The 18,549-nt window shown below is 44.2% G+C and carries 19 protein-coding genes; 17 read left to right on the top strand and 2 right to left on the bottom strand.

Features of this window, described 5'->3' with window-relative positions:
• Positions 1–23: 23 nt before the first annotated feature.
• The gene (locus tag BDD39_RS01410) at positions 24–1,205 is read right to left on the bottom strand and encodes an IS701 family transposase (RefSeq protein ID WP_081189990.1); all 1,182 of its coding nucleotides are present in this window, start codon (positions 1,203–1,205) and stop codon (positions 24–26) included.
• A 238-nt stretch (positions 1,206–1,443) separates the two neighbouring features.
• Between BDD39_RS01410 and noc the strand changes: the two genes are divergently transcribed.
• From noc to BDD39_RS01435, 4 genes are all read left to right on the top strand, one after another.
• Positions 1,444–2,289 carry a nucleoid occlusion protein gene (gene noc / locus BDD39_RS01420; RefSeq protein ID WP_166907470.1) on the top strand — a complete coding sequence of 282 codons (846 nt, stop codon included), beginning with the start codon at positions 1,444–1,446 and terminating at the stop codon, positions 2,287–2,289.
• Between the two features lie 138 nt (positions 2,290–2,427).
• Positions 2,428–3,189, top strand: coding sequence for an AAA family ATPase (locus BDD39_RS01425; protein ID WP_166907472.1), 762 nt, complete (start codon positions 2,428–2,430; stop codon positions 3,187–3,189).
• On the top strand, positions 3,182–4,042 hold the full coding sequence (locus tag BDD39_RS01430) for a ParB/RepB/Spo0J family partition protein (protein WP_166907474.1): 861 nt from the start codon (positions 3,182–3,184) through the stop codon (positions 4,040–4,042). The genes BDD39_RS01425 and BDD39_RS01430 overlap by 8 nt, the downstream gene beginning before the upstream one ends.
• A 50-nt stretch (positions 4,043–4,092) precedes the next feature.
• Positions 4,093–4,794 carry a DUF554 domain-containing protein gene (locus tag BDD39_RS01435; protein WP_166907476.1) on the top strand — a complete coding sequence of 234 codons (702 nt, stop codon included), beginning with the start codon at positions 4,093–4,095 and terminating at the stop codon, positions 4,792–4,794.
• Positions 4,795–4,851: 57 nt separating this feature from the next.
• Here the strand turns inward: BDD39_RS01435 and yyaC are convergent, their stop codons facing one another.
• Complete coding sequence (yyaC, locus tag BDD39_RS01440; RefSeq protein ID WP_166907478.1) at positions 4,852–5,475, bottom strand: spore protease YyaC; 624 nt, start codon at positions 5,473–5,475, stop codon at positions 4,852–4,854.
• A 173-nt stretch (positions 5,476–5,648) separates the two neighbouring features.
• Here yyaC and BDD39_RS01445 point away from each other — a divergent pair, with 173 nt between their 5' ends.
• The 13 genes from BDD39_RS01445 to yycF all read left to right on the top strand — a co-directional run bounded on the left by BDD39_RS01445 (position 5,649) and on the right by yycF (position 18,544).
• Complete coding sequence (locus BDD39_RS01445) at positions 5,649–6,548, top strand: mechanosensitive ion channel family protein (RefSeq protein WP_166912204.1); 900 nt, start codon at positions 5,649–5,651, stop codon at positions 6,546–6,548.
• 21 nt (positions 6,549–6,569) lie between these two features.
• Entirely contained in the window at positions 6,570–6,767 is a 198-nt protein-coding gene (locus BDD39_RS01450) for a DUF951 domain-containing protein (protein WP_017435777.1), read from the top strand.
• A gap of 43 nt (positions 6,768–6,810) precedes the next feature.
• On the top strand, positions 6,811–8,823 hold the full coding sequence (locus tag BDD39_RS01455; protein ID WP_166907480.1) for a molybdopterin-dependent oxidoreductase: 2,013 nt from the start codon (positions 6,811–6,813) through the stop codon (positions 8,821–8,823).
• A 79-nt stretch (positions 8,824–8,902) separates the two neighbouring features.
• A complete protein-coding gene (ychF, locus tag BDD39_RS01460; RefSeq protein WP_166912206.1) occupies positions 8,903–10,003 on the top strand; it encodes a redox-regulated ATPase YchF in 1,101 nt (366 codons plus the stop codon).
• Between the two features lie 108 nt (positions 10,004–10,111).
• Complete coding sequence (rpsF, locus tag BDD39_RS01465) at positions 10,112–10,399, top strand: 30S ribosomal protein S6 (RefSeq protein ID WP_166907482.1); 288 nt, start codon at positions 10,112–10,114, stop codon at positions 10,397–10,399.
• Between the two features lie 27 nt (positions 10,400–10,426).
• On the top strand, positions 10,427–10,921 hold the full coding sequence (gene ssb, locus BDD39_RS01470) for a single-stranded DNA-binding protein (protein WP_166907484.1): 495 nt from the start codon (positions 10,427–10,429) through the stop codon (positions 10,919–10,921).
• Positions 10,922–10,978: 57 nt separating this feature from the next.
• On the top strand, positions 10,979–11,215 hold the full coding sequence (rpsR, locus tag BDD39_RS01475; RefSeq protein ID WP_013401907.1) for a 30S ribosomal protein S18: 237 nt from the start codon (positions 10,979–10,981) through the stop codon (positions 11,213–11,215).
• Between the two features lie 73 nt (positions 11,216–11,288).
• Positions 11,289–12,215 (top strand): YybS family protein, encoded by a 927-nt coding sequence (locus tag BDD39_RS01480; protein ID WP_166907486.1) that lies wholly within the window; start codon positions 11,289–11,291, stop codon positions 12,213–12,215.
• Between the two features lie 45 nt (positions 12,216–12,260).
• Positions 12,261–14,237 carry a DHH family phosphoesterase gene (locus BDD39_RS01485; RefSeq protein WP_166907488.1) on the top strand — a complete coding sequence of 659 codons (1,977 nt, stop codon included), beginning with the start codon at positions 12,261–12,263 and terminating at the stop codon, positions 14,235–14,237.
• Positions 14,234–14,683 (top strand): 50S ribosomal protein L9, encoded by a 450-nt coding sequence (rplI, locus tag BDD39_RS01490; protein WP_166907490.1) that lies wholly within the window; start codon positions 14,234–14,236, stop codon positions 14,681–14,683. The genes BDD39_RS01485 and rplI overlap by 4 nt, the downstream gene beginning before the upstream one ends.
• A 155-nt stretch (positions 14,684–14,838) precedes the next feature.
• A complete protein-coding gene (gene dnaB / locus BDD39_RS01495) occupies positions 14,839–16,203 on the top strand; it encodes a replicative DNA helicase (protein ID WP_166907492.1) in 1,365 nt (454 codons plus the stop codon).
• 173 nt (positions 16,204–16,376) lie between these two features.
• On the top strand, positions 16,377–17,663 hold the full coding sequence (locus tag BDD39_RS01500; protein WP_166907494.1) for an adenylosuccinate synthase: 1,287 nt from the start codon (positions 16,377–16,379) through the stop codon (positions 17,661–17,663).
• Between the two features lie 173 nt (positions 17,664–17,836).
• On the top strand, positions 17,837–18,544 hold the full coding sequence (gene yycF, locus BDD39_RS01505) for a response regulator YycF (protein WP_166907496.1): 708 nt from the start codon (positions 17,837–17,839) through the stop codon (positions 18,542–18,544).
• The last annotated feature ends 5 nt before the right edge of the window (positions 18,545–18,549 follow it).

Here is an 18,549-nt window from a genome sequence, read left to right on the forward strand (position 1 = left end):
AAAAGAGACAAACGGAGTACCCCTTATGCCACATGAAGCTGTTTTTTAACGACATCAATGGGAATATCTTGTTTGGCTGCATCGTAAATAAACTCCACGAGGCTATGTCCTTTCTTCTTTCGAAGGAAGTCAAGCCCGGTAGAGAAATCGCTGTTGGATTCGACCATACTGTACACATAAGCGAGTTGCACCAAGATCCAATACCGTTTCACCGCCCGACGTTGACGAACGCGGTACCCATCGAGCTTCAGCTGGTCTTTCGCTTGTCGAAAAAAGCATTCGATCGACCAACGCTGGGCATAGTAGCGCAAGATCTCTTCATCGCTTAGCTCCCGGTCGGTGCTCAAGACGCAGTGAAGATGTTCAGGTGTCATCGGCTGATCGGCTTTCCAAGCCAACAACACAACGGCATCATCGAGACCTTTCAGCGCTCCCTCGTAGCGATACACGCGATAACGCTCTTCTCCCACCGTGACGAGATGGGTGTCTTCCGGTTCGATGTAGCGTGCAAACTGCTTGGCTTGGATCGCAATGCCTTTTGGATAGAGAACCCGATTCGTCTTGAGCATCGCAATGACGTGGAATCCTTTTTTCAGGCAGGCTTCCACGAGTGTTTTCGATGGGTACCAAGAATCCATCAGCACATAAACAGAACCGTGCACATCCAAAGAAGAAAGCATCTCGATGGCCCATTGACCCTTGCTTTTCCCATCCGCCTTGTCGTAGAGGCGAAACGCAAAGGGAAAGGCTTGCGTCATCGTATGAACCATGAGCCAGACGAGAGAGTGTCCCCAAATCGACTTTTTGTCCGCGTGAGAATAATGCCAATTACACCCTTCAATAGCGTGTTTCGCCTGTGACGAAGGCTTCGTTTTTCGGCAGATCGTATCATCGATCGAAACAAAAATGGGGTGATTCTCTCGCTTGGCCGTTCGTTCCACATGACGAAGCATCCACTGCTGGAGTTTGCGAAGCAAGATTTCTTCATCCCAAGGGCTTTTCGTGAAAAAATGGCTCAGTGTCGTTCGATGGTTGGGATGAAAGCTCTCGTGATGCAGATCGGTCAAGGTTCCCGCAAATCCTTTCGTTGTCAGCGCATCGATAATATGAATGAGATGCTTCATGACCGGCTTAGAGAAATAAAGGGCCAGCCCCAACATTGCGAAAAACTTGTCGATTCCTTGGTGATGTGGTAGTCTATTCATGAGACATGAACCTCCTTGAGAATGGTTTGGTGACACATCTATTCTAATCAAGGAATCGGGTTCATGTCTCCTTTTTTGTATGGATGTAAATTTATGTTAGTGAATTTGCTCATCTACAGTAAAAAAGTAAAAAGTACGCCAAGCAAATATCCTCGCAAACCTGGAATGCCGAATAAACAACCGATTCAATAAATGTTTTTACAATCTAGGGGAGAGTTTTTAAAGGTGGTGTAGGGGAATGAAACATCCTTTCTCTCGCTTTTTCAGTTTTGGAGAAAAGGAACAGGAAGAATTAATCGAAAAACACGAAAAAGAAGAAGTAAAAAAAATTCCGGTTTCTAAAATTATTCCAAATCGTTTCCAACCGCGGGCTATTTTTGACGAAGAAAAAATTGAAGAACTGGCCTTAACAATTCATACGCATGGGATCATTCAGCCGATTGTCGTCCGCGAATGCGAGAATGGGAAGTTTGAAATTATTGCGGGGGAGCGCAGATGGCGTGCCGTTCAAAAGCTTGGCTGGACGGAAATTCCAGCGATTGTAAAAAATTTAAACGACAAAGAAACCGCTTCAGTCGCATTGATTGAAAATTTGCAGCGGGAAGAGCTGACGCCGATTGAGGAAGCGATGGCGTATGCGAAGCTGTTGGAGCTACATGATCTGACGCAGGAGGCGCTTGCGCAGAGACTTGGAAAAGGACAATCGACGATTGCTAACAAATTGCGCCTGTTAAAACTGCCGCAAGAGGTCCAGGAAGCATTGTTGCATCGCACGATTACCGAGCGTCATGCCCGTGCTTTAATCGTCCTAAAAGATAAAGAAAAGCAATTAAAATTGTTGCAGGAAATTATTGATAAACAACTAAATGTCAAACAAACGGAAGACCGAGTACTGAAAATGTTGGAATCGGCTAATCGCAAACCGAAGCCGAAACGGAAAGCATTCAGTAGAGATATGCGCATTGCCGTCAACACGATCCGACAGTCGTTGACGATGGTGGCAAACAGCGGTGTAGCCGTTGATTCGGAAGAGGAAGAATTTGACGATTATTATCAAATTACCATTCGCATTCCGAAAAAGTAATAAACACAAGGATGTCTTGCCTCATCAAGCTGCTTTTGATGGGGTTTTTTCTTTCGGTGGCAAATAGAAAACAAGTTCATTTTATTTTTTTCATGATAAAATAGACAATATGAGTAAGAATTAGAGGTAGGTGGCATCGTGGGCAAAGTAATTGCAATTGCGAATCAAAAAGGCGGAGTCGGAAAAACGACGACAGCGGTCAATTTAGCCGCTTGTTTAGCGCATATCGGAAAAAAGGTATTATTAGTAGATATCGATCCGCAAGGCAATGCGACAAGTGGGATCGGAATTGAAAAAGGGGATGTCGATGAATGCGTTTATAACGTCATTATTGGCGATTTAAAAGCGAAAGATGTCATAAGACCAACCAATATTGAAAATCTACATATCATTCCGGCTACCATTCAATTAGCGGGAGCAGAAATTGAGCTTGTATCGGTCATTTCCCGTGAAATTCGCTTAAAAAATGCGCTTGACCCTTTGCGGGAAATTTACGATTTCATCATTATCGACTGTCCTCCTTCGCTAGGGTTGTTGACGTTAAACGCGTTAACGGCGGCCAATTCCGTTCTTATTCCCGTACAATGCGAATATTATGCGCTCGAAGGGCTGAGCCAGCTACTCAACACAATCCGGCTTGTACAAAAACATTTAAATCATGATTTGCGTCTTGAAGGCGTTTTGTTAACGATGCTAGACGCCCGTACGAATTTAGGCATTCAAGTCATTCAGGAGGTAAAAAAATACTTCCGCGAAAAAGTATATAACACGATTATTCCGAGAAATGTACGGCTGAGCGAAGCGCCAAGCCACGGAAAACCAATCATTTTGTACGACGTAAAATCGCGGGGAGCGGAAGTGTATTTAGAATTGGCAAAGGAGGTGCTAGAGCGTGGCTAAAGGTCTTGGCAAAGGCATTGACGCGCTGTTTTCCCATCTGGCGTTAACGGAAAAAGAGGAAACGATCCAAGAAGTGAGCATTGATGAGCTTCATCCGAATCCTTACCAGCCAAGAAAAACGTTTCAGCCGGAAGCGATCGAAGAATTAAAGCAGTCGATTTTGCAGCATGGAATACTGCAGCCGCTGATCGTCCGCAAGTCGATAAAAGGGTTTGAAATCGTCGTAGGGGAGCGGCGATATCGCGCTGCGAAAGAAGCGAATTTACAGACCGTTCCCGTAGTCGTGCGGGAATTGACGGATCAACAAATGATGGAATTTGCCTTGTTAGAAAATTTGCAACGGGAAGATTTAAACCCGATCGAAGAGGCAATGGCCTATAAAATGCTGATGGACAAGCTACAGCTTACTCAAGAAGAGATTGCTAGCCGCGTGGGAAAAAGCCGTCCCCATATCGCCAACCATCTCCGTCTGTTGTCATTGCCAAAAGATATACAAAAGCTGATTGTAGACGGAACGTTGACAATGGGGCATGGCCGAGCTCTGTTAGGATTAAAGCACAAAAATAAGATGAAATCGGTTGTCGAACGCATTATGCGCGAGCAGTTGAATGTGCGTCAATTAGAAAAACTCATTCAGCAAATCAATCAAAATGTTTCACGTGAAACACCGAGGCGAAAACCGGTGGAAAAAAGCGTCTTTTTGAAGGAAAGCGAGTCATTATTGCGGGAGAAGCTAGGAACGAATGTGACGATTAAACAAACGAGAAAAAAAGGAAAAATTGAGATCGAGTTTTTCTCTTCTGAAGATTTAGAGAGAATACTAGAGTTACTAGATGTGCGGTTGGATGAATAAAGTGACCATCCTATGACGGTGGTTTATTTTTTTATTAGGAGGAATTCATCATGGTACTATTAGGAACCATTGTCAACGGAATATGCATTGCAATTGGATCATTGTTAGGAAAAATATTCCACCGTATTCCTGAACGAGTAAAGGCAACGGTGATGGGGGGAATCGGTCTCGCGGTAGCACTGCTCGGAATTCAAATGGGGATAAAAAGCGAACAATTTCTAATCGTCATTTTTAGTCTTGTCCTTGGCGGCGTGTTAGGCGAAATATGGGATTGGGATCAAAAACTAAACCAGCTTGGCGAATGGGTCGAGAAAAAAGTCGGAGGCAGTCAGCAAGGAAATATCGCAAAAGGATTTGTCAGCGCTACGTTATTATTTGTCATTGGCGCCATGGCGATTGTCGGCGCCCTGGACAGCGGATTGCGTGGAGACCATCGCGTTTTGTATACAAAATCGATTTTAGATGGCTTTACAAGCATTATTTTAACGACAACGCTTGGAATTGGTGTTATTTTTTCCGCGATTCCTGTTATGATTTATGAAGGAGGCATTGCGCTGCTCGCTACCCAAATTGAACGATGGGTGCCAAAAGAAATTATCGATTCATTCATTGCCGAATCGACGGCAACAGGAGGAATTTTAATTATGGCGATTGGTTTGAATATGCTCGGCATTACGAACATCCGTGTAGCAAATCTATTGCCTAGCATCATCGTTACTGCCTTTGCCGTTTCCATTCTTTATTTCTTTTGAAAAGCAAATAACCCCCTTCTTGTTTATCGCAACAAAGAGGGGATTTTTTATAAATGATTACCATGGCTGACGATAATCTTTAGCAAATGTTGTATTTGTCAAAAACTCTTTTCGGTTTAACTGCCGGTCGGCTTCGTAAATGCCGTTGGCGATCGTTTTCGCCATGTTCATCACGAGATGGAGGCGGGTGTTTTGCAACACGAAAAATTCCATAAAGCCGCTGACATTGACTACTCCTGTAATATGGACGTCGCCGACAGGAGGAAGCTGTTTATTCACTCCGGCTCCAGGCCGTACCGGTCCTTTTGCGATTGTGATCGCGCCGACGCTTTTCAGCCGGCCTAAACAGGCATCGATAGCAATCATAAACGTGTCATGGTGAATAGAGCGAATAGCGTTGATTTTTTCTTCCAAGTTGACAGCATGGATCGGCTCTTCCAATGTTCCATATACATGAAAGTGGGAAAGATGTTTTTCTTTTAACATAGTGCCAACAAGCGGTCCAAGGGAATCTCCTGTTGAACGGTCTGTGCCGATGCAAACAATGGCGACAGGCTGAGATAACGGATCAGGAAGTAATGAAACAAGCCGCAGCGCAATGAACGTTGAAGCCCCATGCTCATCATGAAAAACACGTTCCTTATCATCTTTCGAAGAGAAAAAAATAGATGGTATGCTCATTCGATTCACTCCCGGTTTCCCATTCAAAGTATTAACAGTATACGGAAAAAACGAAAATTATATACATATAGGTGCCTTGTTTTCGCTTATTAGTACAAATTGATTGGTAATCTTGTTAAAATAAATAGTGATGCAAAGCGTAAAACGATATAGAGGTGTAGAAAACATTGGATATGGTAAAACAGAGCAAGATTTTCGACCGATTGTTTGGATTTGCTACAGACGAAGAGTTTTGGGTCAATTTAGGGGCAGGAGCGTTAAAAATCATTTTGATTTTGGTGTTATGCACCGTTGCCAAAAAAGTGTTGACAGTAGCCGTCCATAATATTTTCAAAGTGCGGCAAAAGGCGCCGATCCGCATTTCTGAGCGGCGGGAAGCAACATTGTTAAGGCTCCTCGATAATGTGATTAAGTACGTACTATATTCTATTGCGTTGATTATGATTTTAGATACGTTGGGCGCGAAAGTACAAGCGCTTTTAGCAGGCGCGGGAATTGTCGGACTTGCTGTTGGTTTCGGCGCGCAAAGTTTAGTAAAGGATGTCATTACCGGATTTTTTATTATTTTTGAAGATCAGTTTGCGGTAGGAGACTATGTCCGCATCGGCAATTTTGAAGGATATGTGGAGGCAATCGGTTTACGGGTAACGAAAATTAAAAGTTGGACGGGAGAAATTCATATTTTGCCAAACGGAAGCATTACGCAAGTGACGAACTACTCTCTCAGCAATAGCGTTGCTGTAGTCGATGTCAGCATTGCGTATGAAGAGGATATTGAAAAAGTAGAAGAAGCGATTAGCGAACTGCTGCCGCAATTGCCGGCAAAATACGAAGACATGGTTGCTCCGCCTGAATTGTTGGGCGTGCAAAATTTAGCTAATTCTGAAGTAGTGATGCGCATCGTCTGCGAAACAAAACCGATGCGTCATGTTTCTGTGGCAAGAGCGATTCGAAAAGAGATAAAAATGCATTTAGATGAAAAGGGAATCGAAATTCCGTATCCACGCCTCGTTCTTCATAATCGCAATGAGCAAGAAAAACAATCTGTTCAGCAAGCCAAAGAAAACGCCTAGATAAAAGATAGGGGTGAGCCAATGGAAAATAAAGAATTTGGATTATATGATATCGTGGAAATGAAAAAGCCGCATCCGTGCGGCACGAACCGCTGGAAAGTCATCCGTTTAGGCGCCGATATTCGCATCAAATGCGAAGGTTGCGCCCATAGTGTGCTTCTTCCGCGCAAAGAGTTTGTAAGAAAGCTGAAAAAAGTGTTGGTGAAGCATGAGGAGTAGTTTCCTCATGCTCTTTCTATAAACGGAAAAGGGGAGGAAATTAATGGGAGTAACGCACGTCACATCGTGCCCGCTAAACTGCTGGGATGTGTGCGGACTAAAAGTAACGGTTCAAGACGGAAAAGTGAAACAAGTGGACGGGGATGAAACACATCCGATTACGCAAGGGAAAATTTGCGCCCGCGGCCGTATGCTCAAAGAGCGGACGAATTCAAGTGAGCGCCTTTTGTATCCATTAAAAAAAATGAACGGTCAGTTTATGCGTATTTCCTGGGAGCAAGCGCTCGATGAAGTGGCGGAAAAAATGAGGGAAATCAAGGAACGTTACGGGACGACCTCGGTGCTTCATAGCCATGATTACGCCAATAACGGATTGTTAAAAAATTTAGACCAACGCTTTTTTAACTGCTATGGCGGCGTGACGGAACTAACAGGCAGTTTATGCTGGGGGGCGGGCATTGAAGCACAGACATGGGATTTTGGCAATTCCTATAGCCACGCTCCGGAAGATATTCAAAACAGCCGCCACGTCGTTATTTGGGGGCGGAATGTGGCGCGGACGAATATGCATTTGTTTCAGCATCTGCTTGCGGCGAAAAAGCGGGGAACAAAGATCATTGTCATTGATCCGCTGTTTCAGCAAACGGCGCAAATCGCCGATATGTATGTATCCGTAAGACCAGGAATGGATGCGTTTTTAGCGATGGGAATTATAAAAGAAATGCTGCGCCTAGGTTTGGAAGACCGCGCGTTTATTGAACAGCATACCGTTGGGTTTGCCGACGTCGAGGCGATACTAGAAAGTATAACGATGGAAAAAATTGAGCGGCTTACGGAAGTGGAGCGCGACGTGATGACGCAATTAGCTGTTATTTACGGACATCGCCCAACCGCTACTTATTTAGGGCTTGGCATGCAACGATACGCGAACGGAGGCAATACGATCCGCTGGATTGACGCGCTGGTGGCGATAAGCGGTAATGTCGGCATTCCAGGGGGCGGGGCGAATTTCGGCAATCTGCAAGTCGGACAATCTTTTGATATTGCCGCACTTGCTCTTCCACAGCGAAAAACAGCTTCCCGTACGTTTACGATGATGAAACAGGCGGAAAGCATTTTGCAGGCGACAAACCCGGATATTAAAATGATCATCGTGACGTGCGGAAACCCGCTCACACAAGTGCCGAATACGAACTTAGTGAAAAAGGCGTTCCAGTCCGTAGAAACGGTCGTGGTATTCGAACAGTTTATGACGGATACTGCCGAACTGGCCGATTATGTATTTCCGGTAACGACGGTATTTGAGGAAGAAGACATTTATTATTCGTCCATGTACCATGCTTACGTCAACTATGGACCAAAGCTTGTTGAACCGCCGGGTGAGGCAAAATCCGACCTTTGGATTTGGACGGAGCTGGCGAAACGGCTTGGTTTTGGCGCTGATTTTGCTTATACAAGGGAAGAATTTTTAAAAATGGGGTTAAAGCCATTGGAACAATACGGCATCACGCTCGAACGGCTAAAAGAGGAAAAGCATCTGCTTCTCCCGGTTCAGCCTGTGCCATGGAGCGACTACCGCTTCCAAACGCCGAGCGGAAAGTATGAGTTTACTTCCGCATTAGCAAAGCAAAAGGGAATGAATGGCAAACTGCAAATCATGTATCCAGCCGAGTCGGAAATAACGAATCCGTTATTAGCGAAAAAATACCCGTACCGTTTGTTGACGATTCACCCGCTCCGTTCGAATCATTCCCAACATTATCATCTTGTCGAAGCGATTCAAGCGGTAAAAATCGAAGTGGCAAAAGATGTTGCGGAAGAAAAGGGATTGTCAGAAGGAGATAAGGCAAGGGTGTTCAACGATCGCGGCGAATTAATAGGAACGGTAAAAATTCTTGCTAAAGCCCATCCGAAAACGATCAATATTGATGAAGGACAATGGGCGAAATTTGGCGGTGCGGTCAATGTGTTGACATCGGACCGCGAATCGGACAACGGGCGCGGCAGCACTTTATACGACTGTTTAGTCAATATCGAAAAGGTGGAAAATGACTAGTGCAAGAAGGCGCTTGTCATTTTCTTTTGGAGTCACTATAATGAGGAAAGATGCGACCGGGAAAGAGGGAGTGGAATGTATGGGATTGACAGCTGGAATCGTCGGGTTGCCAAATGTCGGCAAGTCGACGCTATTTAATGCGATTACGAAGGCAGGAGCAGAGTCTGCCAATTATCCTTTCTGTACCATTGAGCCAAACATCGGCATTGTCGAAGTGCCGGATGAACGGCTAAAAGTGTTGACGGAAATGTTTAAGCCGAAGCGCACGGTACCAACAGTGTTTGAATTTACCGATATCGCTGGCATCGTTAAAGGGGCAAGCAAAGGAGAAGGGCTTGGCAATAAATTTTTATCGCACATTCGCCAAGTCGATGCAATCTGCCAAGTTGTCCGCTGTTTTACGGATGAAAATATCACCCATGTAGCGGGAAAAGTCGATCCGCTTGCCGATATTGAAACGATCAATTTAGAGTTAATTTTGGCCGACTTAGAAACGGTGGATAAACGAATCGACCGCGTCGGCAAAATCGCCAAACAAAAAGATAAGGATGCCGCTTTTGAATATGATATTTTATTGCGCTTAAAAGAAACCTTTGAGGCTGGAAAACCTGCGCGTACCCTTTCTTTTACAGAAGAAGAAATGAAAGTGGTAAAACAGCTTCATTTATTAACGATTAAACCAATGTTATATGTAGCTAACGTCGGTGAAGAAGACGTGGCGAACCCAAACAGCAATCCGTTTGTGCAGCAAGTTCGCGAATTTGCAAAAAGCGACAATGCGGAAGTTATTGTCGTGTGCGCAAAAATTGAAGAGGAAATCGCGCAATTGGACGATGAGGAAAAAGAGCTGTTTTTACAAGAACTTGGCATTGAACAATCAGGACTCGATCAATTAATTCGCGCATCGTACAGCTTGCTTGGTCTGGCGACATTTTTCACCGCGGGAGAACAAGAAGTGCGTGCCTGGACGTTCCGTAAAGGCATGAAAGCACCGGAATGCGCGGGAATTATTCACTCTGATTTTGAACGCGGGTTTATTCGCGCCGAAACGGTTTCATACGAAGATTTAGTTGCAGCGGGATCGATGGCAGCGGCGCGCGAAGCTGGAAAAATCCGCCTTGAAGGAAAAGACTACGAAGTGCAGGATGGCGATATTATTTATTTCCGCTTTAATGTTTGATATTGCTTATCCTTCCTGGCCATGATATAATCAAAAAACGTGAGTAATGTTTTATTGCTCCTTGCCCTTTATCAAAAGGGCCGTTTAGACCAAAAGGAGGTGACGAACGTGAGAAAATACGAAATTATGTACATCATCCGCCCAAATATGGACGAAGAAGCAAGACAAGCTCTAGTAGAACGTTTCAATACTATTTTAAAAGAAAATGGTGCGGAAATTACAAATGTGACGGATTGGGGCAAACGCCGCTTAGCATATGAAATTAAAAAATATCGTGACGGCCATTACATGATTGTTAATGTCGTTTCTGAACCAAAAGCGGTGCAAGAGTTTGACCGTTTAGCGCGAATCAGTGATGATATTATCCGTCATATCGTTGTTAAAGAAGAAGAATAATTTTTTCCATGTTAAGAGGTGGTTCTGATGATTAACCGCGTAATTCTCGTCGGAAGGTTAACGAGAGATCCGGAATTACGCTATACTCCAAGTGGGGTGGCTGTTGCAACGTTTACGCTCGCTGTCAATCGGCCGTTTACCAACCAACAAGGCGAACGGGAAGCCGACTTTATCAATTGTGTCGTTTGGCGGCGCCAGGCGGAGAATGTGGCGAATTTCTTAAAAAAAGGAAGTTTAGCCGGAGTCGACGGTCGTTTGCAAACCCGCAGCTATGAAGGTCAAGATGGAAGACGTGTATATGTGACAGAAGTGGTTGCTGATAGCGTCCAATTTCTTGAGCCGAAAAGTAGCACAGAACAGCGTGGAACGACAGCAGGCGGCTACTATGGGGAGCCATTCCCACTTGGACCAGATCAGAACCATCGCTATCCAAATGAAAAAGATTTTAGTCGCATAGATGAAGATCCTTTTGCCAATGACGGCCAGCCGATCGATATTTCGGATGATGATTTGCCATTTTAATCGAAAAGCAAAAGGTGTTTTGATCGGACAAAGAAGAAAAAGAAAGGAGGATATGAAATGGCAGGACGCAAAGGCGGACGCGCAAAACGTCGGAAAGTATGCTATTTCACAGCGAACGGAATTACACATATTGACTATAAAGACGTTGATTTGTTGAAAAAATTCATTTCCGAACGCGGTAAAATTTTGCCTCGCCGTGTTACGGGAACAAGCGCGAAATATCAACGCAAATTAACGGTTGCGATTAAACGCGCTCGGCAAATGGCATTATTGCCATATGTAGCAGACGAATAAGAAAAAAAGCAGTAAGGGGGATGTCCTTACTGCTTTTTCTTATGTTTAAATTTCAAGAAGGGAGGCACGGTTGTTGCGGAAAACATATGTGATCACGGAAGGCGCTATCCAATTGTCCTTATTTGCTGTGTTATTTTTGATTGCTTTATACGTGCCGCTCATCGGAGTGATTGCGACTTTGTTTTTGGCGCTGCCGTTTATTATTTTTACGATAAGGCATGGGTATACTTATGCGCTTTTGCTCCTTGTTGCTTCACTCATTATTTCCGCGCTGATTGGCTCGCTGTTTTCCATGTTGATGGCACTGATGTTCGGAACAGCGGGGATTGCAATCGGGGCAATGCTTGCCAGAAATAAAAGCCGTCATATAATTTTACTTATCAGCGCGCTTATATTTCTTATTAACCTAGTCATCGATTATGCCATCTCCGTAAAATTTTTGCAGATGGACATCATTCAGGAAACGCTTTCAACTTTTCGCCAATCATTTGATATGGCGATGAAAATGATGAAAGGGATGGGGCAGAATCCGTCGCCGCAGTTGCAGGAACAAATTCACCAAGGATTCGAGATTCTAAAATATGTTGTGCCTTCGTCGTTTGTCATTGTTGCTTTTCTGCTTGCTTACATAACGATCATCGTCTCTATTCCGGTTTTAAAGCGATTGAAACTGCCGGTCGGCACGTGGCCGCCGTTTCGGGATATAACGTTGCCAAAAAGTCTATTATGGGTTTATGTATTGGTGCTTGTCCTATCTTTTATCCCATTCGAAAAAGGAACGTTTGCCTATATCGCTATTTTAAACGTATATTATGTATTGCAGCTGCTTTTGACGGTGCAAGGATTTTCCTTTTTATATCATATGGCGAATAAAAAAGGTATTCCAAAAGGGATGGTCATTGGCGGAACGGTGTTATGCTTATTCCTGCCTTTTCTACTTTATCTTATCGCGATATTAGGTATAATTGATTTAGGATTTGATTTGCGAAAACGCATATAATCATTAGATGAGGTACATTATTCTTCGATGTAGGAGCTGACTTGAATGTCTCATTTTTATGAAAGGAAAGCGTATCGCTATCCCTTGTACGCCTTTATTGCCTTATCGGTGATGTTTGCCGCCTGCTTGTTTTATTTTCAATGGATTTTAGGGATAGTTAGCTTGTTGCTCCTTGGTTTTGTACTTTATTACGTCATTCAATCACAGCGATCATTATATGCGGAGTTGGAACAATATATTTCTAATTTATCGTATCGGGTAAAAAAAGTCGGCGAAGAAGCGTTAATGCAAATGCCGATTGGCATTATGCTAATTAACGATGACTATGAGGTAGAATGGGCAAATCAATTTTTAGTTTCCTGTTTTAAGAAGCAGACGTTAGTCGGCTATTCGCTATATGACCTTGCTGATTCGTTAGCCGCTTTTGTGAAGCAGGGGCAGACGAATGAAGAGATCATCAACATCCATGGAAAACAATTTAAAGTCGTCATTCGCCGCGAGGAAAAACTGCTTTACTTTTTTGATGTCACAGAACAGGTGGACCTGCAAAAACGATATGAAGCGGAACGGCTAGTATTGGCCATTATTTTCCTCGATAATTACGACGAGATTACCCAGGGAATGGACGATCCGGCAAAAAGCCAGATGAACAGCCATGTGACGTCCATATTAAACCAATGGGCGAATGATTATGGTATGTTTTTAAAACGCACCTCATCAGACCGGTTTATCGCTGTTTTAAATGAACATATTCTCGAGCAATTAGAAAAAAGCAAATTTTCCATTTTGGATGAAGTTCGTGAACAAACGATGAAATATAACGTCCAGTTGACGTTAAGCATTGGAATTGGCACTGGTGTTTCGTCGCTTCCGGAATTGGGAGCGTTAGCACAGTCCGGTTTGGATTTAGCGTTAGGCCGTGGCGGTGACCAAGTCGCTATTAAACAAGGAAACGGAAAAGTAAAATTTTACGGCGGGAAAACAAACCCAATGGAGAAACGTACAAGGGTTCGCGCCCGCGTCATTTCCCATGCGCTTAGAGAATTAATTATCGAAAGCGATAAAGTGCTGATTATGGGACATAAATATCCTGATATGGATGCACTCGGCGCCGCGATCGGAATTTTAAAAGTCGCCCAGTCTAATCAAAAAGAAGGATTTATCGTGATTGATACAGCGAAAACAGATGCTGGGGCCCAACGCTTAATAGAAGAATTGAAAAAGCATTCGGAGCTATGGTCAAGGTGTATTAAGCCGGAACAAGGGCTGGAGTTAGTGACAGAAGATACATTGCTGATCATCGTCGATACGCATCGTCCTTCGTTAGTAATCGAAGAAAGATTATTGTATCGGACTGACCATATTGTTGTCATTGACCATCATCGCCGCGGCGAAGAATTTATTGATGCGCCGATTCTCGTTTATATGGAGCCATATGCTTCCTCCACTTCCGAACTCGTCACCGAGCTGCTTGAATACCAGCCAAAACGGGTGAAACTGACGATGCTAGAGGCGACGGCGCTTCTTGCAGGAATTGTCGTCGATACAAAAAGCTTTACGCTTCGTACTGGCTCGCGGACGTTTGACGCTGCTTCTTATTTGCGCGCCCAAGGCGCAGATACGGTATTAGTGCAAAAATTGTTAAAAGAGAGCATCACCAATTACGTCAAACGGGCGAAAATGATTGAACATGCCTCTATTGATTCAAGAGGCATCGCCATTGCCAAAGGAGATCCAAATGAAACATATGATCAAGTGCTAATAGCTCAGACGGCTGATACGTTGCTCACCTTAAGCGGGGTCGTCGCTTCGTTTGTCATTTCCAAGCGGGCGGATGAAACGATTGGCATTAGCGCCCGTTCGTTAGGGGACATCAATGTGCAAGTGATTATGGAGCGCTTAGGAGGCGGCGGACATTTAACCAATGCTGCCACACAGCTTTCCGATATAACCGTCGAGGAGGCGGAACAGAAATTGCGCGCCGCCATTGATGATTATTTAGAAGGAGGTAAACCATCATGAAAGTGATTTTTCTGAAAGATGTCAAAGGGAAAGGGAAAAAAGGAGAAATTAAAAATGTCGCGGATGGCTATGCGACTAATTTCCTTTTCAAACAAGGGCTTGCGATTGAAGCAACACCGGCAAACATCAAAGCGTTAGAGGCGCAAAAACGGAAAGAGCAACGGCAAGCGGAAGAAGAGCTCGCAAAGGCCAAACAATTAAAAGAGGAATTGGAGAAGATTACCGTAGAGTTGGCGGCGAAAGCCGGAGAAGGCGGCCGTTTATTCGGATCCATTACAAGCAAACAAATTGCCGAGGCGCTTCAATCCCAGCATAATATCAAAATCGATAAGCGTAAAATCGAACTTGACGATGCGATTCGTTCACTAGGATATACAAATGTGCCTGTCAAACTTCATCCAGAAGTCACAGCGACATTAAAAGTACACGTAACAGAACAGAAATAAGAGCGTGGTCGTTGTTCAGTTTAATTTTATGTCTTCATGAAAGGGAAGCGGTATATCGAGATACAGAAGAATAAATGTGATTTTATGGGGAGCTTTTCCTCATATAATCACATTTTTCTTATGATAGGAAAAACGGGGGAAAAGGTGGTGAAACAATGAGCGAGCTATTTTCGGAACGGATTCCTCCGCAAAGCATTGAAGCGGAACAGGCTGTGCTAGGCGCCGTATTCCTTGATCCTTCCGCTTTAACGTTAGCTTCGGAAATTTTAATTCCGGAAGATTTTTATCGCGCTGCCCATCAAAAGATTTTTCATGCGATGCTTCGTGTCGCGGATAAAGGTGAACCAGTCGATTTAGTTACGGTAACGGCCGAGCTTGCCGATACGCAGCAATTGGAAGAAGTGGGCGGTGTCTCGTATTTAAGCGAGCTTGCTGATTCAGTGCCGACAGCGGCCAACGTTGAATATTACGCGCGCATTGTAGAAGAAAAATCCGTGTTGCGCCGCTTGATTCGCACCGCCTCGTCGATTGCGCAAGACGGCTACACAAGAGAAGATGAAGTAGACGTTTTGCTTGACGAAGCAGAGCGGAAAATCATGGAGATTTCGCAGCGCAAACATTCAGGCACATTTAAAAATATTAAAGAAGTCCTTGTGCAGACATATGATAATATTGAAATGCTCCATAATCGAAAAGGCGAGGTGACGGGAATCCCGACTGGATTTACGGAGCTTGACCGCATGACATCGGGATTTCAGCGCAGCGATTTTATTATTGTTGCGGCCCGTCCATCTGTAGGAAAAACAGCGTTTGCTTTAAATATTGCGCAAAACGTGGCGACAAAAACGAATGAAAACGTCGCGATTTTTAGTTTGGAAATGAGCGCTCAGCAACTAGTGATGCGGATGTTATGCGCGGAAGGAAATATTAACGCGCAAAATTTGCGGACCGGAAAACTGACGCCGGAAGATTGGGGCAAACTTACGATGGCAATGGGGAGTCTGTCGAACGCTGGCATTTATATCGATGATACGCCTAGCATCCGCGTCAGCGATATTCGCGCCAAATGCCGGCGTCTAAAGCAAGAAAGCGGACTAGGCATGGTGGTGATCGATTACTTGCAGCTCATTCAAGGAAGCGGCAGAAACAGGGAAAACCGGCAGCAGGAAGTGTCGGAAATCTCCCGCTCCTTAAAAGCGTTAGCCCGTGAATTAGAAGTACCGGTCATCGCGTTATCGCAGCTGTCCCGAAGCGTCGAGCAGCGTCAAGATAAGCGGCCGATGATGTCCGATATCCGCGAATCAGGAAGTATCGAGCAAGACGCCGATATTGTCGCCTTTTTATACCGTGATGACTATTACAATAAAGATTCGGAGAACAAAAACATTATCGAGATTATTATCGCTAAACAGCGCAACGGCCCGGTTGGGACAGTGCAGCTTGCATTTATTAAAGAATATAATAAGTTCGTCAATTTGGAACGTCGTTTTGATGATGCGCAAATTCCGCCAGGGGCGTAACGAAAAGAAGGTGTCATTTTTTACTGACGCCTTCTTCATTTTATTGGACAGTGCTTTTAAAATACGAATAAATTAAATGCTAATAAACAGCAACGTTCGTGTTTTCTTGACTTTCCTAACAAAAACTGCTACACTTACAATGTTTATATCGAGTTAAAGTGGAGGTGCTCGCCATGTCGTCAGTTGTCGTTGTCGGGACACAATGGGGCGATGAGGGAAAAGGAAAAATTACCGACTTTTTATCGGAAAACGCGGAAGTCATCGCGAGATATCAAGGCGGAAACAATGCTGGACATACGATTGTCTTTAACGGAGAGAAATATAAATTGCATTTAATTCCGTCCGGGATTTTTTATAAAGATAAAATTTGCGTGATCGGCAACGGAATGGTCGTTGATCCGAAAGCGTTAGTGACGGAGTTGAACGGGTTGCATGACCGCGGCATTTCTACCGATAATTTACGCATCAGCAACCGCGCGCACGTCATTTTGCCATATCATTTAAAATTAGATGAGCTTGAAGAAGAACGGAAAGGCGCAAACAAAATCGGTACGACGAAAAAAGGCATCGGTCCTGCCTATATGGATAAAGCGGCACGCATCGGCATCCGCATCATCGATTTATTGGATCGTGAAGTATTTGAAGAAAAATTGGCGCGTAATTTGCAAGAGAAAAATGTCCTATTTGAAAAAGTATACGGCGTTGAAGGATTTAAACTAGAAGATATTTTAGATGAATATTACGAATATGGGCAGCAAATCGCCAAATATGTTTGCGATACGTCTGTAGTGTTAAATAATGCACTTGATGAAGGACGCCGTGTTCTCTTTGAAGGCGCACAAGGCGTCATGCTCGATATTGACCAAGGAACGTATCCGTTTGTTACTTCCTCGAATCCAGTCGCCGGTGGCGTGACGATTGGTGCTGGGGTTGGACCAACGAAAATTAAACATGTCGTTGGGGTTGCGAAAGCATATACGACTCGTGTCGGCGATGGGCCATTCCCAACAGAACTACATGATGAAATTGGCGACCGCATCCGTGAAGTCGGTCGTGAATATGGAACAACGACGGGCCGTCCGCGCCGCGTCGGCTGGTTTGACAGCGTGGTTGTCCGTCATGCTCGCCGCGTCAGCGGTATTACCGATTTATCGCTTAATTCGATTGATGTATTAACGGGAATTGAAACGCTGAAAATATGTGTTGCCTATCGTTATAAGGGAAAAGTTCTTGAAGAATTTCCGGCAAGTTTAAAAGTATTGGCAGAGTGCGAGCCGATTTATGAGGAGCTCCCAGGCTGGTCTGAAGATATTACCGGGGTAAAAAGCTTGGACGAACTGCCGGCGAACGCCCGCCATTATGTTGAGCGCATTTCGCAATTAACAGGAATTCCATTATCCATTTTCTCCGTCGGCCCGGACCGTTCGCAAACAAACGTGATCCGTAGCGTATATGCGTGAAATATGTATAATAATTATAGAAAAAGCGTAGATGCAGCGATGTATCTATGCTTTTCTTTTTGTTTCTCCTTTAAATGGCAAACGGTTAGGAGTGATTTCATTTTGATAACATGATAAATTAATAATGACAAATCTATTTCTGATTCCATCGACAAAGAAAGGATGTGAAGAAGATGGAAAAGCGGATTTTAGTTGTTGATGACGAGAAGCCAATTGCGGATATTTTGCAATTTAATTTACAAAAAGAAGGATATGAAGTGATTTGCGCATACGATGGCGAAGAAGCGTTACAAAAAGTCGAGGAAATCATGCCTGACCTTATTTTGCTAGATATTATGCTTCCGCAAAAAGACGGAATGGAAGTATGCCGGGAAGTGCGGAAAAAATACGATATGCCGATTATTATGTTAACGGCGAAAGATTCCGAGATCGATAAAGTGCTTGGTTTAGAGTTAGGGGCAGATGACTATGTCACGAAGCCGTTTAGCACGAGGGAGCTATTGGCGCGGGTAAAGGCGAATTTACGTCGCCATTCGCAAATCGCGGCGCAGGAGGATGCCAATGATATGAATGAGATTATTATCGGTTCGCTCGTCATTCGTCCTGATGCCTATATCGTGTTGAAACGAGGGGAAACGATTGAATTAACGCATCGTGAGTTTGAACTTCTTCATTATTTAGCCAAACATATTGGACAAGTGATGACAAGGGAGCACCTGTTGCAAACGGTGTGGGGATACGATTATTACGGCGATGTCCGTACGGTCGATGTAACGGTGCGGCGTCTTCGTGAAAAAATTGAAGACAATCCGTCACACCCTTCATGGATTGTGACACGGCGGGGAGTCGGCTATTATTTGCGCAACCCAGAACAGGAGTAACGAAA

This window comes from Saccharococcus thermophilus, from assembly GCF_011761475.1.
Classification (GTDB): domain Bacteria; phylum Bacillota; class Bacilli; order Bacillales; family Anoxybacillaceae; genus Saccharococcus; species Saccharococcus thermophilus.

Coding starts and splice junctions, on each gene's coding strand:
- ychF (WP_166912206.1), top strand. CDS start 8,903: ATGGGATTGACAGCTGGAATCGTCGGGTTGCCAAATGTCGGCAAGTCG.
- BDD39_RS01500 (WP_166907494.1), top strand. CDS start 16,377: ATGTCGTCAGTTGTCGTTGTCGGGACACAATGGGGCGATGAGGGAAAA.
- BDD39_RS01450 (WP_017435777.1), top strand. CDS start 6,570: ATGGAAAATAAAGAATTTGGATTATATGATATCGTGGAAATGAAAAAG.
- yycF (WP_166907496.1), top strand. CDS start 17,837: ATGGAAAAGCGGATTTTAGTTGTTGATGACGAGAAGCCAATTGCGGAT.
- noc (WP_166907470.1), top strand. CDS start 1,444: ATGAAACATCCTTTCTCTCGCTTTTTCAGTTTTGGAGAAAAGGAACAG.
- BDD39_RS01435 (WP_166907476.1), top strand. CDS start 4,093: ATGGTACTATTAGGAACCATTGTCAACGGAATATGCATTGCAATTGGA.
- BDD39_RS01455 (WP_166907480.1), top strand. CDS start 6,811: ATGGGAGTAACGCACGTCACATCGTGCCCGCTAAACTGCTGGGATGTG.
- rpsR (WP_013401907.1), top strand. CDS start 10,979: ATGGCAGGACGCAAAGGCGGACGCGCAAAACGTCGGAAAGTATGCTAT.
- BDD39_RS01410 (WP_081189990.1), bottom strand. CDS start 1,205: ATGAATAGACTACCACATCACCAAGGAATCGACAAGTTTTTCGCAATG.
- ssb (WP_166907484.1), top strand. CDS start 10,427: ATGATTAACCGCGTAATTCTCGTCGGAAGGTTAACGAGAGATCCGGAA.
- yyaC (WP_166907478.1), bottom strand. CDS start 5,475: ATGAGCATACCATCTATTTTTTTCTCTTCGAAAGATGATAAGGAACGT.
- dnaB (WP_166907492.1), top strand. CDS start 14,839: ATGAGCGAGCTATTTTCGGAACGGATTCCTCCGCAAAGCATTGAAGCG.
- BDD39_RS01485 (WP_166907488.1), top strand. CDS start 12,261: ATGTCTCATTTTTATGAAAGGAAAGCGTATCGCTATCCCTTGTACGCC.
- BDD39_RS01445 (WP_166912204.1), top strand. CDS start 5,649: ATGGTAAAACAGAGCAAGATTTTCGACCGATTGTTTGGATTTGCTACA.
- rplI (WP_166907490.1), top strand. CDS start 14,234: ATGAAAGTGATTTTTCTGAAAGATGTCAAAGGGAAAGGGAAAAAAGGA.